This window comes from Desulfoplanes sp. PS50, assembly GCF_053851535.1.
On the sequence record NZ_JBSPZA010000036.1, the window covers coordinates 16,723 to 30,108 of the forward strand.

Consider the following 13,386-nt stretch of genomic DNA (forward strand, 5'->3'; position numbering starts at 1 on the left):
TGTGGTCACTAAAATTTTCCCCCTGTTGACCACAGGAGAACACGATGAGCCAAGACAAAAGCGAGCAGATTCTGCACAATCCCCTTCAGCAAACTTCTATGCTGGAGGGGGAAATGGTCCACAGAGACAAGTATGGGGCGATCCGCGAACTCTTCGAAAACGGAGTTTCCAAAAAAGCCATCGCCAGAGCCTTGGGGCTTCATGTTAAGACCGTGCGCAAGTATTTGCGCCAAGAGCAGTGGACTCCCTATCATCGGGAACCGGTCACCGGATCCGTTCTTTCCGGCTTCGAAGACTGGATCAAGAGCCGGGCCTCGGAGGTTGATTTCAACGCCTCGGTGCTGTTCCGGGAAGCAAAACTGCAGGGCTACCCAGGAGGCTATGAAACCCTGAAGCGCTTTGTCCGACCTCTGCGGGCGGAGCAACACAAGATGGCCGAGGCTACGCTTCGCTTCGAGACGCCTCCGGGACAGCAGGGGCAGGTCGACTGGGCCAGCAGTGCCGTCTGGCTTGGCGACCAAAAAGTTCGCGTGCATTTTTTTATGCTGACCCTTGGATTTTCCCGCCGCCCCTTTGCCCGAGGTTTTGTCGACGAGAAAATGGCCAGTTTTTTGGCCGGGCACGAAGCGGCCTTTGCCTGGTTTGGCGGTCGTCCCCGGGAACTGCTCTATGACAACCCACGTACCGTCGTGCTCGGGCGCGAAGCCGGCCAGGTGATTCTGAACGGGACCTTTGCCGACTTTGTGACGCATTATGGTTATCGTCCACGGTTCTGCCAACCGTACCGGGCACGCACCAAAGGCAAGGTGGAGTCGGGCGTCAAATATCTCAAGCGGAACTTTCTGGCCGGGCGCCGGTTCCTGAACCTGGAGCATCTCAACCGGGAGTTGGAACGGTGGCTGACGGATGTCGCCGACGTGCGCATCCACGGCACGACCGGGGAGCGGCCCATTGAACGTTTTGCCCATGAGAATCTGGTGGAGACCAGTGCGGTTCCGCCCTATCGGCTGGAAACCGTCATCACCCGGCAAGTTCCTTCCGACATGCTGGTGAGTTTCGGGGGTAACCGCTACTCGGTCCCCTGGCGTTATGTGGGCGAAACGGTGGAAGTCCAGGTGCGCGGGCAGCAGGTGCTGATGCTGTTTCGCGGTGAACAGATCGCCTGTCATCCCAAGTTGGAAGGTCGGGGGCAGCGCCGGGTTGACCCGGCCCATCTTCAGGGATTGTTCCCTGAGCCTGGCGAGCGCCGCCTCGCCCAGCCGCCGCGTTTTGACCCGCAATGGCCCGCAGAAGAGGTGATGTTCCGGGATCTGGCGATCTATGACCAGATTGCCGGGGTATAGGGAGGTGACCATGGACCAGTTCACAAACCTCTCCGAAGGATTGAGGCAACTGAAGCTGCAACGACTCTCCGAGCAGATCGACGGCTATTTGCAGGATGCCGCCAAACAGCAATGGGGCTATGACGAGTTTCTCCGCCAATTGATCGAGGCCGAACTGGCGTCCAAGCAGGACAAGCGCACCGAGATGGGCACCCGCATGGCGCGCTTTCCCTTCGTCAAGACGCTGGAGTCTTTCGACTTCGCCTATCAGCCTTCGATCGATCCTAAACGCATCAAGGAACTGTCCTGTTGCCGCTGGGTGGCCAACGGTGAAAACATTCTTTTGCTCGGCCCGCCTGGGGTCGGCAAAACCCACTTGGCGGTGGGGTTAGGGATCGAAGCGATCCGCCGCGGCTACCGCACGCTCTTTGTCAGCGCCCAGGCCCTGATCGCCAGTCTTGCCCGGGCCCACCATGAAAACCGCCTGGAGGACAAGCTCAAGCTGTATTGCCAAACCAAGCTGCTGATCATCGACGAGATCGGCTACATCCCCATCGATCGACTCGGAGCGAATCTCTTCTTTCAACTCATTTCCCGCCGCTACGAGCGGGGCGCCATGATTATGACCTCCAACCAGCCCTACTCAAACTGGGGTGAGGTCTTTGGCGATCAGGTCATCGCCAGCGCCATCCTCGATCGGGTGCTGCACCACGCGATCTCGATCAGCATCAAAGGTGAGAGCTATCGCCTCAAGGAGAAACTGAAAGCCGGCCTCCTGTCCAAACAGGCGGTCAAGGAATAACCCCGAGGGGGGAATTTTTCGATGACCGAAAAGGGGGAATTTTCAAAGACCATTGACATGGCTGACGTCGACAAGCGCACCACCGGGTTCAAACGTCGAGTTGAAAGTCTGCGCAAGGCCCCGGAGGTGCTCAAGGACTTGGTCAGGCAGGCCAGGGAGAGCGGCATCCGCGCCGATTATCTGCTGTTCGACAGTTGGTTTGCCTTTCCTGCGACGATTATCGATTTGCTCGAACAGAAGCAGCAGGTCATCTGCATGCTCAAGGAGGCGAAGACCAAATACGGCTATAAAGGCTTCGATCTCACCCTCAAAGAGCTGTACAAGAGTGTCCGTAAGCGGTGCGGCCGAGCGAAGATCCTGGCCTCGGCCCAGGTGGAGCTGGGGACGGATTCCCGCAATCGGGCCGTCATGGCCAAGATCGTTTTTGTTCGTGCCCGCAACACCAGGAAGTGGCTGGCGCTGCTATCGACCGACGTTGATCTTGCCGATGAAGAGATCGTCAAGCTCTACAAACGCCGTTGGGACATCGAGGTGTTTTTCAAGATCTCAAAGAGCTATCTGCAATTAGCCAAAGAGTTTCAGAGCCGCAGTTACGATGCGCTTGTGGCCCATACAACGATTGTTTTCGCCCGCTACATCATGCTGGAACTTGCCAGGCGTTCGGCAAAGGATCCGAGAACGCTGGGGACTTTGTTCCATGCTGGGTGCGATGAGCTGCGGCAAGCCAGTTTCGCCGAGGCCGTGACTTTGCTGCTGGATTCATTCCGGCAGCTGATCAAGAGGTTCGGCGATGAAATCGCAGCGCCGGTTGCGGCCGCTCTGGAGGCGTTCATGATGAAAATCCCGTCGATATTTCGACGACCGATGCTACTACCGGCCTGTATATTTTAAAAGATCAATGTGATTTCATTATGTTACGCCGCCCAAGCAGGTGCGAAAGTTGAGGAAATAATTCATGCTTTCATTTGTTAGCTTTGCAAAGAAAGATCGCGACAGCTCTCCAAACTCTCTCTTTTTTCCAAGTGATGCCAACGCCGCCTTAACGTCATCTGCCTCTGGAGTAAAGAGGGTGGGCAGCTTTGGTGAAATGTGCTCAACCAGAGCCCCAACCAATGCCCGCTGTGACATTTCACCCAAATCAGAATTACTGCCATTAGCTTCCAGTTTTTTATCCATGGCATCGGTGATAGCAGCAGCGATGTCCGGCAATGATGTATTCTCCGGCAAATTGACTCCTGCTGCTTGTAATTGTCTGTTGAAGTTTTCTGTGTCCTTTTTGCCTGCGATGGCAAGCTGAGTCATCAACCATACCGCCTCAGTAAAACCAGCGTCATTTAAAACGAACGAGAATGCTTTGTCTGCAGCTCGTATCGTTGCATTTGCAATTTGGGCCACGTCCGCACCTGCAGTGATCAGCCCGACCACTTCTTTCCATGCTTTTGATCTTGGGAGAGTGCCAAGTCTTACGTGACCCATTTGTAACTCCTATTTACCTTTTAGATCAGTTCTGGGATTCCTGACCACAACGATACTTCTGGCTTTGCGATCCTCTCTCTGCAGGAACCCCTTCCTGACTAACTGATTTATCCTATCGTGAATGCTTGCATGACTAATTCCAAATTTATCACTCAGTTCCTTAATAGTGGGCGGATACCCTTTAGCCGAAACGTATCGGCATATTTCATCAAGTGTTTCCTGTTGTAATGGTGTAATTTCGCGTTCTTTTCTTCGGCCCATATGTATTCCTTGCTTAGTTGGAGACAAAGAGACGATCAATGACATAAAAATATACGACCTTATATCCATCAGGTCAAGAAATCTAATAAATAAAATTTCCGACGGATTGAAGTCCCTCCCGGTAAGTAACCTCCGACAGTTCCGAAGATTCGCTTCGGACATGAGTTAGAAACCAGACAAGTGGCCGGATGCCAGGCAGAGGCGGTTGTGGGTGCTGAAAAACGCGCATCCCAACCGCCTTTTGTTTTTGGCGCCCGCAGCTTCCTTCATCGGCACCGGCCCAACGGAGGCCCTTATGCTTGATGTGGAATTAGCACCCGAAAACCCTTATTCAAACCAGTTGACTGAAGCCCAATTGCCGGAAGCTGAAGGTATTACACCGGAGCAGCGGCTGGATGCTATTGCGTCCATTCTGGCCATTGCAGCACTCAGGAGTCGGTATCGTAAGGCCAATAATGCCAATAACTTAAAGAATGTTGCAGATTCTTCCGGAACCTTCGGAGAAGGACTTGATTCTTCTGCCAGAAAGAGCGTCATTCATGACAACCGAGTCCTGTAATCGAATATAAGGAGTTGAAAATGAATGACTTGAAAAACAAAAAAACGGAGCCGACCAAGACCTCGGTGTTGAGGCAACTGGCAACGCTCCAGAGTATGAGCCTTGATCAGCTCAGAGAGAAGTGGCTGGACCTTTATGGAACCGAGCCACCCCAGTACAAGAAGCAGTTTCTGGTTAAACGACTGGCACACCGGATTCAGGAGCTCTTTTACGGCGGCCTGTCCGAGCAGGCCAAATCCCACCTGAAGAAAGTTGCCGAGACCGATCCGGTGGCAACGGTCATCCGCAAAATCCCGGAGGAACGAAAATCACAGGAGGCCATCCTGCCCGGCACCCGATTTGTCCGGATCTGGAACGACCAGCGCTATGAGGTGATCGCCCGGGAAAGTGGCTTTGAGTACGACGGCCGCATCTTCAGGTCTCTGAGCGCCATAGCGAGGGAAATCACAGGCACCCGCTGGAACGGCAAGATCTTTTTCGGCCTGAAGAACAGTCACAGAAAAAAGGAAGGTGGTCCGAATGCTTAACAATAACAACACTCAAAACGGCCAGCGCAAAACACTCCGCTGTGCCATCTATACCCGCAAAAGCCACGAGGAAGGTCTGGATCAGGAGTTCAATTCACTCGATGCCCAGAGGGAGGCCGGTGAAGCTTACATCGAAAGTCAGAAGCTGCAGGGATGGAAAGCCATCCCTTACCGATATGATGACGGCGGCTTTTCCGGTGGAACCATGGAACGTCCGGCACTGCAGAGACTGCTGGCGGATATCGATGCCGGTAAGATCGATGTCATCGTCGTTTACAAGATCGACCGATTGTCCCGCTCCCTCCTGGACTTCATGAAGATGATTGAGCTCTTCAATGAAAAGGAAGTGAGCTTTGTATCTGTCACCCAGCACTTCAGCACCACCGACTCGACGGGACGCATGTTTCTGGGAATCCTGATTACCTTTGCCCAGTACGAACGAGAGGTCATCGGCGAGCGTATCCGGGACAAGGTCGCTGCTGCTAAGCGTCGGGGTAAATACTGCGGCGGCCCAGCGGTGCTCGGCTATGACGTGGACCGGGAAAACAAAAAGCTGCTGATCAACCAGAGCGAGGCACCGCTGATAAAACTCATATTCCGGAGATACACACAGGTGGGATCAGCCAAGAAGGTGGCGCAGGAATTGAACGAGCAAGGGTACAAAACCAAATCATGGACCACCAAGAAGGGCAAGGAGCGGATCGGTACCGAATGGAATACGGCTCAGGTCTACCGCCTTCTCAACAACAGGCTCTATATCGGGGAGATTGCCTACAAAGGTAAAAACTATCCGGCAGAGCATGAGGCCCTGATTGATCAGAACACTTGGGATAAGGTTCAGGCGCTCCTCTCGGAAAACAATCGCACCAAGATGAGCAAGGCCCGGGTGAAAATGGTCTCGCCCTTGAGCGGCGTGATCCGGTGTGGCCACTGCGACAGTGCCATGGGCATCACCTATACCAACAAGGGCGACCGGCGCTACTCCTATTATATATGTGAAAAGGATACCAAACGCGCTGTCAGCCGGTGCCCCTTGAAGCGGGTTCCTGCCGGAGACATCGAGTCGGTGGTGCTTGGTCAGCTGGGAGCGGTATTTAGAACACCGACCTTGGTGGCCAAGACCTACTTTGCCGCCAGAGAAATCGAGGCCGAGGAACGTGAACGGCTGCAGAGCCAGAAAAAGGAGCTCGAACAATCCCTTCAAAGCGTCAGACAGGAAGCACTGAAACTGATGTCGCCTGATAATGATGATCCCGACCGGAATAACCGACTTCCCTTGGTCAATCAGCAGGCCGTCGATTTGACCAAGCAGCTCACCAACGTATCAGCTCGATTGAGGGTTATCGATACGGAGCAGATTTCCGAAGGTGATGTATCCGAAGCCTTCCAGAGTGTGGAAACCTTCTGGGAGGATCTGTTCCCCCACGAGCGCAACCGGCTGATCCAGCTTCTGGTGGAAACCATCGAGATCCGGGAAACGGGAATCGACATGGAACTGAAAACCAACGGCCTCACAAACCTTGTCACCGAGCTGGCCGGTCTGGCTTGTGAAGTCAGGGAAAGGAGCAACAGCTAATGGAAAAGATCAAACCAACCATCAAACTTTCAGACAGCGGGAATCTGCACATCCACATCCCCATGTTCATCCGAAGAATGCGTGGTCGCAAAATGGTGTTCACGCCGGATACGCTGGACGGTGAAAACGAAGGTATGCCGGAAACGGTGCAGACGGCCATTGTCCAGTCGCTGGCCAGAGCCTTTTCATGGGCGGACATACTTGAGAGCGGTGAGATAAAGTCCATCAGCGAACTGGCAAGGGATCTCGATGTGGACTCATCCTATGTGGCCCGAACCCTGAAGCTGACCACGCTCGCTCCGGACATTGTCGAAGCCATTATTAACGGTGAAGAGCCCAGCGGATTATCACTTTCAAAGCTGGTGAAAACATTCCCGCTCGACTGGAGAGAGCAGCGAACATTCTTTGGATTTTGCTGATCGATCTTCCACAAACCACCACCCTCAACAGCCGACCTTCGTGTCGGCTGTTTTTATGCACATTATGAGAAATCCGAATAAATATCACTTCCCGAAACCTGCGAGAGACTTTTGGTTTGTGAAAACGGGTGGTTTGACCCGACCATTTGATGCCTTAACACAACCGCAAAACACCGTCATTCGGCTAAATGCTTAATCTGAAAGGATATCTGTAACAGGACGCGTGTCGGACCCTGTCCGAAGAAAACAGAGAATACCGCCCCAAACAGAGAATGAACGTGGGGAGAATGGAGAGAATCTGGTGGATAGAGAGAGGTTCCGGAAAGATGTCAAAACGTCCGAAACCCTTTGAATACAAGGGGAAAAAGAAAACCCGTCTACCCAGAGGATTACTCTGGAGAGACGGGTTGTCACCATAAAAATGGTGGAGGCGGCGGGAATCGAACCCGCGTCCGAAAATGCATGGCTCGGAGCTTCTACAGGCTTAGGACAGGTTTTAATCTCGATTTCGGGCGGGCCCCTGCCCCGGCGTCCTGAAATCCAGTCTGAGTAAAGTCTTGTTGGCGGTCCCTAAGACGTGAACCGACAACCAGCCTGATGAGATGGCGCCCCGTTCGGCGTATCAGGCATCAGCCGGCGGGACGTGGCAGCCGAAGCTGCCAGTGTTACGAACGGCTACTAAGCAGCCATTGCGTAAGCGTAATTGTCGTTGTTGGCAATTAATGGTTTGCTGTGTGTTTAACGAGGACCTCACAGCACCTCGACCTGCGACCCCGGCCTCGACAATCCCCGTCGAAACCAGTGCGCCCCCTTTCAAAGAACAGTGGTTTATTTATAACGCATGGATCCGGTTTGGCAAGGGGTTATTTGATGAAATGTTCCGACTGCCTGTTTTCTGATCCCCTGTTTCAAAATCACCAGAGGAATCAACGGGAAAAAAAGGGGCTGCATCGGTTTGATGCAGCCCCTTTGATTGTATGGCGGAGAGGGTGACTGTCGAACTTATTTGTTAACCTATTTGTTTTTAATCATTTAATTTTATTTTATTAAAATGTTGCCCCTAATGTTGCCCCATATTTTTTGTAAATATGTCATCACCTCATTTTGTAAGGCTTGAGGAATCGTCTTGGACAGCAATCAACACATTGCCTCTTGCAGAATCGGTTCTCGATCGGCCGCCTTAGGTAAATCTCAGATGAAGTACTAACTTTTCAGACACGGTGGGGCGAGGATGAGTGGAGAGAAATGGAAGTAATGGATAGATTGATGGAGCGTTTAGTCTGGATAGGAGAGGCTTGTGGTGTCACGATCTGCGTTTGACTCTGAAATTTCATATCGGAAGGCTTGAGCGAGTGAAATGAGTAATCTATGAAATGTAAGAAAATTACAGTTAGATTTTCTTCAAAATTCTCAAACAGAATCCGAGGTTGCCCTCTTTAATCAGTTGGATGGATTTTTTTGCTGTACCCCTGAATTCAGCGATTTTTTTGTCTTTGATGGAAATCTGGTTCTGCAGGCCCTTTATTTCTTCAAGATATGCATTTATTTTTTGCATTTTGGTATTAATATGTTCTTCTTTTTGGATAAGTTGGTTACGCTTTTGTTCTATCTCATATTCACATAGAGAAAACTCAAGCTGTTTATCTTTGTAAAGACGGTTTACCTCATTTTCAATGTAATAATCCATATCACGCTTTTTTAATATGGTTTTTTGAATTTCATTTTCTTTTTCCTCAATCTTTGTTGTAAGATTTTTTTTCAAGTTGATTATTTCCTGATCTACCATTCTTGCATTTCTTAATTGCAATTTTTGATATAAACTAAACGATAGACTTATGGTGATTGGAGTGATTACGATGAATAAAATAAGGTAAATATAAGATTTAAGCATCCATTTTGAAGTTAAAAAATAGCCCATTGTGAAAAGACATCTTGGTATGAAATCATAATGTTCAGGTGCAAAAAAATATCCCAATGCCCAAAATGAATATATTGTGATTAAAAATGATCCGACAAGGAAAAGGGCAATGAGAAACAACAAATTTTTCATTTGGATGTCTCGTTATTGCGGGCGGCTCGAACCTCAAGGATCTCGTTGCACCCCCGTCTTAAATAACTGTATGACACGTTAACTTCACAATATCTCGCCAGATATTCTGCAATATCCCTCCAGCTTACCTTCTCTGACCTGAGTTTCATGATCATGTCGAAATGTCGTCTGATTGTTTGGAGCTTGGGCTTTCCTTTTTTGCGAAAATTTTGACGAATTTTTGCAAGTCTCATTTTGTGGATATCCGACAATCTTTCAAGATCCCTATTGGGATTTTTTCTCTGGGTCCCCAGTCTGATTTCCTTGCGCACTTGGTTTATGACTCGCGCAATTGTCTCCGACAGTTCCATCTGAGATTGATGAGAATCAGTCTGGTTGTTTTCAAATCGCTTAAGAACCATGGTGCCAATTTCGGGAGATTGTCTCAGCAGCCATTGGAATGATTTTTCAATATCATCTTTAGACATTCTTTTGAATGCAATACCTGCATCACTGCTCTTGAATGCATTAATCATATCTCATCTCCTGAATGTATAAAAATTTGTGACCTGAAATGTGACCTGTAGTATGTGACCTAAAATGTGTTTTGTAAGAACCATCAAGCGATAAATAAGATAATATTTGTCTGCAGTAAAGGAAAAAAATGAGAAGGTAACAGAAAAAATACTCAAAAAAAACTTGCATTATTTTTTTTAGAGCCGTATATATCGATCATTGCAAGATTATTGCAGCTGTACTCATTTGGGTACGCCGGTATGCCTCGAGCCGATCTGGATGCTCAATTTAAGTGGCATTTTCGAGGATAAGCCTTCCGTCAGGCCGACATAAATAGGCGAGGACTGGCAAGCGCAGTTGCCATCAGTTCGATTCGGCATCCGAACGGGCTGAAAAGCAGGATGAGGCTCCAGTGCCCCGCTCTTCGGTTCTAGCCGGGGAGCGAAAATCTGCAACCGGAGTAACGTTCTTCGGTCCACTCAGGTGGAGATAAATAAAAAACGGGCCGACTTACCAAGGAAGTTTAGAAGGGAAGGCGTTTTTGAGGATCATTCGAGGATTTCTGGGAGGATATGGAAAGGAATGAAGGAGTTGCGCGGAAGTGTGGATCATCAGCTGAACCAGATATTCCTGGAATCGAAAATCTTTGTGCCTGGAACAAGCAGACACAAAGATAAAAATTGCGCACGTGATATATTGAGCTCAGACAATAAACCTGGAACATCGCAAAATATTTCACGGCTCTCAAATATATACTCTTATTCAAGTGCACAGGATTACAAAGATACGTGGCATTTGTTCGGGAGATACGCAAAAAGAAGATTAGGAATAAAAGATATGACTACTCTCAATGCCGATCACGTTGTCAGTTATCTAGAAAAACGAATTGATGATCGAATTTCGCTAAACACATGGAAGAAAGAGGCTGCTCATTTAGGAAAGCTGCAAAATGCATTAGATCTGTTTTCAAAAAAATATGGAATAAAAAGAAATTATTCTGATTTTAGGATAGCGATAAATAGTTTGAGGCCGTTAGCAAAAAAAATATTGTCTTTGAGATACAAAAAGGGAGGATATATTGATCCTGCTGGAGTGATTAACGCAGTTGAAAATTTTAAAAGTAAGATTGTAGCAAAGATACAATTGGAAGGTGGGGCGAGATTACGCGAGGCAGTTCTGGTCAAGCGATCACAAATTTGCGGTATGAGCAAAGATCCTATCACCAAAAAACCAAAGGGAAAGGTTCATCTTGTTGATACCAAAGGAGGAAAGCCTCGGGATATTTTTATTTTACCGGATACCTTTCAATTATTGCGAAATGAAGTTGAAAAAGGACGAGGCCAACTGTCAATCCCCCAAAAATCATATATGGCCCACATCGCTGCAGCAGCGAAAATGACTGGAGAATCGAACAGAGGTACGCATGATTTTCGCTATTGTTTCGCGCAGAACAGGTATGCAGAGTTAACTGGCGAAGTAGCCGATCTGTGTCACGAGCAGGCGATCCAACAAATTTCCTGGGAAATGGGACATGAAAGAGCATCAATTACGATGCATTACTTGTAAGAAGGCGTGATATGTACGTAAAGTGTGACGGTTTAGAGCTAACGACAACTGATGAAAGTGGATGGGTGATTGATCGACCAAGTAATTTTAGAGAGGACAAGAGGTTTGAGAAAAAAATAAAGATCGAAGCAACTTTTTTTGGTTATAGGATAGATAATGCTTTAGTTATTTCATCGTTTAAATCACTAATAGACTCGTATTACAAAGGTAAGCTCAGTAAAAAAATTTACAAAATGGGATTTTATCATGCTTGTCATTTGTATATTAACAAGGAAAGTCTTTTGGTTATTTCCATAGTTAGAGAGTGGATTGAAAGTTGTTTACAACATCGAGCAATTATTGAGGATGTAGACCCAAAATATTTTGTATGTTTAGACTATTACAAAATAAAAAGATTAGATTATTTCGTTAATATAATATTTAATCATGTAATAAACGAATAATTAATTGGGGAGATACAGATGGCTGAAGATAATGATTTTACTGTAGATCTTATTGGAAAATCAGAAATAAAAAACCAATTTGTCGGAAGTTTTGGAAATTTCAAAATACTGTGTGCATTTTACTACGAATTTTACCGTCATTACTCACATAAAATCAATTTCAGCACAACAACAAAAATTGTTAAAAAATCTCCTTGCATAACATTTATTTCCAATCCTGAGATTTTTATTTATGGAGAATATGCGTATTATGTAGTTCAGTCTATTCGCAGAGCAGCTAGTGAGTACTATTATAGATTTAATGATAATTATCGTGCATGTTATTGGTATAATGTGAAAGGATTTTTTAATGATATTGAATATTGTTATAGATCTAATATGTCTGTAAGTAAAAAATATAAAGATACTATAGAAGTAAATTTTTCCGGGAGACCAATTCATTCAGAAAAAAATGATATCGATAGCTTTGAAGTGTTAGATTATTATGATTTATATGATATGTATTTCGTGGAGAAATTAATGAAACATGCATTTAATTGTTTTGCAATTTCAACTGCTTGATGATGATATATGGTAACCCTATGCTCAGATACAATAAAGCTTTGGAATATTCTCAGAGCAATAAGATATCAAAACATACTTATCTTACCACACTACGAAATAGGCCTGATATATCGAGTGAACTAACAGGCCTTCCTTATTTTCAAAATAATACAACGGAATAAATTGTGTACAAGATATCACTTTATGTTTTATGTTGAATCATTTTTAATGCGTATTCATTGGTTTCTTCGACTGCATTTTCAATGGGCTTGCATTCTCGAATCGTTTCAATGTGTTCCGCAATTTTGTTTACTGCCTCACGTGCGATATTTTCCTTAATTTTATCAAAATCTTGGGTGTATAGAAGAATATCGTTCTTGATACGTAAAACTGTGCCATTTGTATCAATCATGTTCACCCTCATATTGACAACGGTATCCGGAGTTCCTGCATTGATAGCCCCTTTGCCGACTTCCATTGTAGCCCATCCCAAAAAACAGAATGCATTTATCAGTACACCAAGTGTATCATTATTATAGAAAGGAGTACGACCTGGTCTTTTGTGTCTCATTTGCTCAACAAGTGAACTTGTAAGCCGGATTCGGATTGGCCAATCGGCAGTTTGCAGGTTTTGGCTTTCTACAAGATGCTTCTCTTTCAGAGTCGTTCTGGCTTTTTCAATAATGCTCGATTCGGCAAAAAATTTCGTGTAATCGGTAACTTCAATAAAATAGGTTTCATTTTTCGGAGGTTCTGCAACCGAAGATGCCGTTTGGGCTTTATTGCATCCAACAAGGGTGATGAAAAACAGCACACTTGTTGATAGAAGGAGGGTGAGGTTTCGAACGTGATACATGTGCTACTCCAGTAACTAGCTGATTGAAAAAGCAAGACTTACGCAAAGTCTGCGTAAATCTTGGACACAATCTAATAATTTTTTAGCAAATCAAATGCAATATCTTAGATTTGACAGGTTCAAATGCATGTGCCGAAAATGCGAATTTGTCGAATTGCTGAATTTCTTCACTTTATAACCGTGTCTTCACTCCATCACCGCTTTGAGCAACGCATCTCTGGCATCTGAATAAAACTGGATATCCACCTTGGTAGCCATATCGTCAGACAGGTCGAAGAGTTGTTTACGACAGGTCACTGGCATGAGCAGGGCGGTTGCGCCCTTTTCAACGGCGATCTCAGCTACGGTGACCGCGTTGTGGATTGGTTCGATGGACCCGCCCAGGTTGATTTCTCCGGTGATGATCAGGCCGCCTCGTACCGTTTTTTTGAGCATGGCCGTGCAGAGTGCAATGAGACATGCCACTCCGGTCTTGGAACCTGATTTGGCCG

16 protein-coding genes and 1 other RNA gene are annotated in these 13,386 nt (G+C 46.9%); 10 read left to right on the forward strand and 7 right to left on the reverse strand.

From position 1 onward, the window contains the following. Positions 1-44: 44 nt before the first annotated feature. From istA to ACTVJH_RS13680, 3 genes are read left to right on the forward strand one after another with little or no spacing between them, the layout of a single operon-like run. A complete protein-coding gene (istA, locus tag ACTVJH_RS13670; protein WP_455991779.1) occupies positions 45-1,343 on the forward strand; it encodes an IS21 family transposase in 1,299 nt (432 codons plus the stop codon). Positions 1,344-1,353: 10 nt separating this feature from the next. Continuing rightward, positions 1,354-2,124 carry an IS21-like element helper ATPase IstB gene (gene istB / locus ACTVJH_RS13675; protein ID WP_455991782.1) on the forward strand — a complete coding sequence of 257 codons (771 nt, stop codon included), beginning with the start codon at positions 1,354-1,356 and terminating at the stop codon, positions 2,122-2,124. 21 nt (positions 2,125-2,145) lie between these two features. Further along, complete coding sequence (locus tag ACTVJH_RS13680; protein WP_455991784.1) at positions 2,146-3,015, forward strand: IS4 family transposase; 870 nt, start codon at positions 2,146-2,148, stop codon at positions 3,013-3,015. 18 nt (positions 3,016-3,033) lie between these two features. On the opposite strand, the gene ACTVJH_RS13685 is transcribed toward ACTVJH_RS13680, so the two are convergent. Together ACTVJH_RS13685 and ACTVJH_RS13690 are read right to left on the reverse strand one after the other, a co-directional pair. Next, on the reverse strand, positions 3,034-3,600 hold the full coding sequence (locus ACTVJH_RS13685) for a hypothetical protein (RefSeq protein WP_455991786.1): 567 nt from the start codon (positions 3,598-3,600) through the stop codon (positions 3,034-3,036). A gap of 9 nt (positions 3,601-3,609) precedes the next feature. Continuing rightward, entirely contained in the window at positions 3,610-4,023 is a 414-nt protein-coding gene (locus ACTVJH_RS13690) for a LexA family protein (RefSeq protein ID WP_455991789.1), read from the reverse strand. 133 nt (positions 4,024-4,156) lie between these two features. Between ACTVJH_RS13690 and ACTVJH_RS13695 the strand changes: the two genes are divergently transcribed. The 4 genes from ACTVJH_RS13695 to ACTVJH_RS13710 are packed head-to-tail and all read left to right on the forward strand — an operon-like array spanning position 4,157 to position 6,942. Further along, positions 4,157-4,420, forward strand: a complete 264-nt coding sequence (locus tag ACTVJH_RS13695; protein ID WP_455991792.1) for a hypothetical protein — start codon at positions 4,157-4,159, stop codon at positions 4,418-4,420. A 20-nt stretch (positions 4,421-4,440) separates the two neighbouring features. Continuing rightward, complete coding sequence (locus ACTVJH_RS13700) at positions 4,441-4,947, forward strand: DUF2924 domain-containing protein (protein ID WP_455991795.1); 507 nt, start codon at positions 4,441-4,443, stop codon at positions 4,945-4,947. Then, entirely contained in the window at positions 4,940-6,523 is a 1,584-nt protein-coding gene (locus ACTVJH_RS13705; RefSeq protein ID WP_455991798.1) for a recombinase family protein, read from the forward strand. Before ACTVJH_RS13700 ends, ACTVJH_RS13705 begins: the two co-directional genes overlap by 8 nt. Continuing rightward, positions 6,523-6,942: a hypothetical protein gene (locus tag ACTVJH_RS13710; RefSeq protein ID WP_455991801.1), complete on the forward strand. Its 420-nt coding sequence runs from the start codon at positions 6,523-6,525 to the stop codon at positions 6,940-6,942. The genes ACTVJH_RS13705 and ACTVJH_RS13710 overlap by 1 nt, the downstream gene beginning before the upstream one ends. Before the next feature lie 422 nt (positions 6,943-7,364). Here the strand turns inward: ACTVJH_RS13710 and ssrA are convergent. The 3 genes from ssrA to ACTVJH_RS13725 form a co-directional block, all read right to left on the reverse strand. Beyond that, positions 7,365-7,753: a transfer-messenger RNA gene (gene ssrA, locus ACTVJH_RS13715) on the reverse strand. 579 nt (positions 7,754-8,332) lie between these two features. Next, positions 8,333-8,992, reverse strand: coding sequence for a hypothetical protein (locus ACTVJH_RS13720; RefSeq protein WP_455991803.1), 660 nt, complete (start codon positions 8,990-8,992; stop codon positions 8,333-8,335). Next, positions 8,989-9,507 carry a hypothetical protein gene (locus ACTVJH_RS13725; RefSeq protein WP_455991806.1) on the reverse strand — a complete coding sequence of 173 codons (519 nt, stop codon included), beginning with the start codon at positions 9,505-9,507 and terminating at the stop codon, positions 8,989-8,991. Before ACTVJH_RS13725 ends, ACTVJH_RS13720 begins: the two co-directional genes overlap by 4 nt. Positions 9,508-10,069: 562 nt before the next feature. Between ACTVJH_RS13725 and ACTVJH_RS13730 the strand changes: the two genes are divergently transcribed. Genes ACTVJH_RS13730 through ACTVJH_RS13740 form a run of 3 tightly spaced genes read left to right on the forward strand, consistent with a single transcriptional unit; the run spans position 10,070 to position 12,057 of the window. Continuing rightward, positions 10,070-11,053: a hypothetical protein gene (locus ACTVJH_RS13730; protein WP_455991809.1), complete on the forward strand. Its 984-nt coding sequence runs from the start codon at positions 10,070-10,072 to the stop codon at positions 11,051-11,053. Between the two features lie 11 nt (positions 11,054-11,064). Then, entirely contained in the window at positions 11,065-11,496 is a 432-nt protein-coding gene (locus ACTVJH_RS13735; RefSeq protein ID WP_455991812.1) for a hypothetical protein, read from the forward strand. Positions 11,497-11,514: 18 nt separating this feature from the next. Then, positions 11,515-12,057: a hypothetical protein gene (locus tag ACTVJH_RS13740; protein ID WP_455991815.1), complete on the forward strand. Its 543-nt coding sequence runs from the start codon at positions 11,515-11,517 to the stop codon at positions 12,055-12,057. 184 nt (positions 12,058-12,241) lie between these two features. Here the strand turns inward: ACTVJH_RS13740 and ACTVJH_RS13745 are convergent, their stop codons facing one another. Together ACTVJH_RS13745 and ACTVJH_RS13750 are read right to left on the reverse strand one after the other, a co-directional pair. Then, a complete protein-coding gene (locus tag ACTVJH_RS13745; RefSeq protein ID WP_455991818.1) occupies positions 12,242-12,895 on the reverse strand; it encodes a hypothetical protein in 654 nt (217 codons plus the stop codon). Between the two features lie 186 nt (positions 12,896-13,081). Next, a partial coding sequence (locus tag ACTVJH_RS13750) for a S16 family serine protease (RefSeq protein ID WP_455991821.1) occupies positions 13,082-13,386 on the reverse strand: 305 nt, incomplete at its 5' end.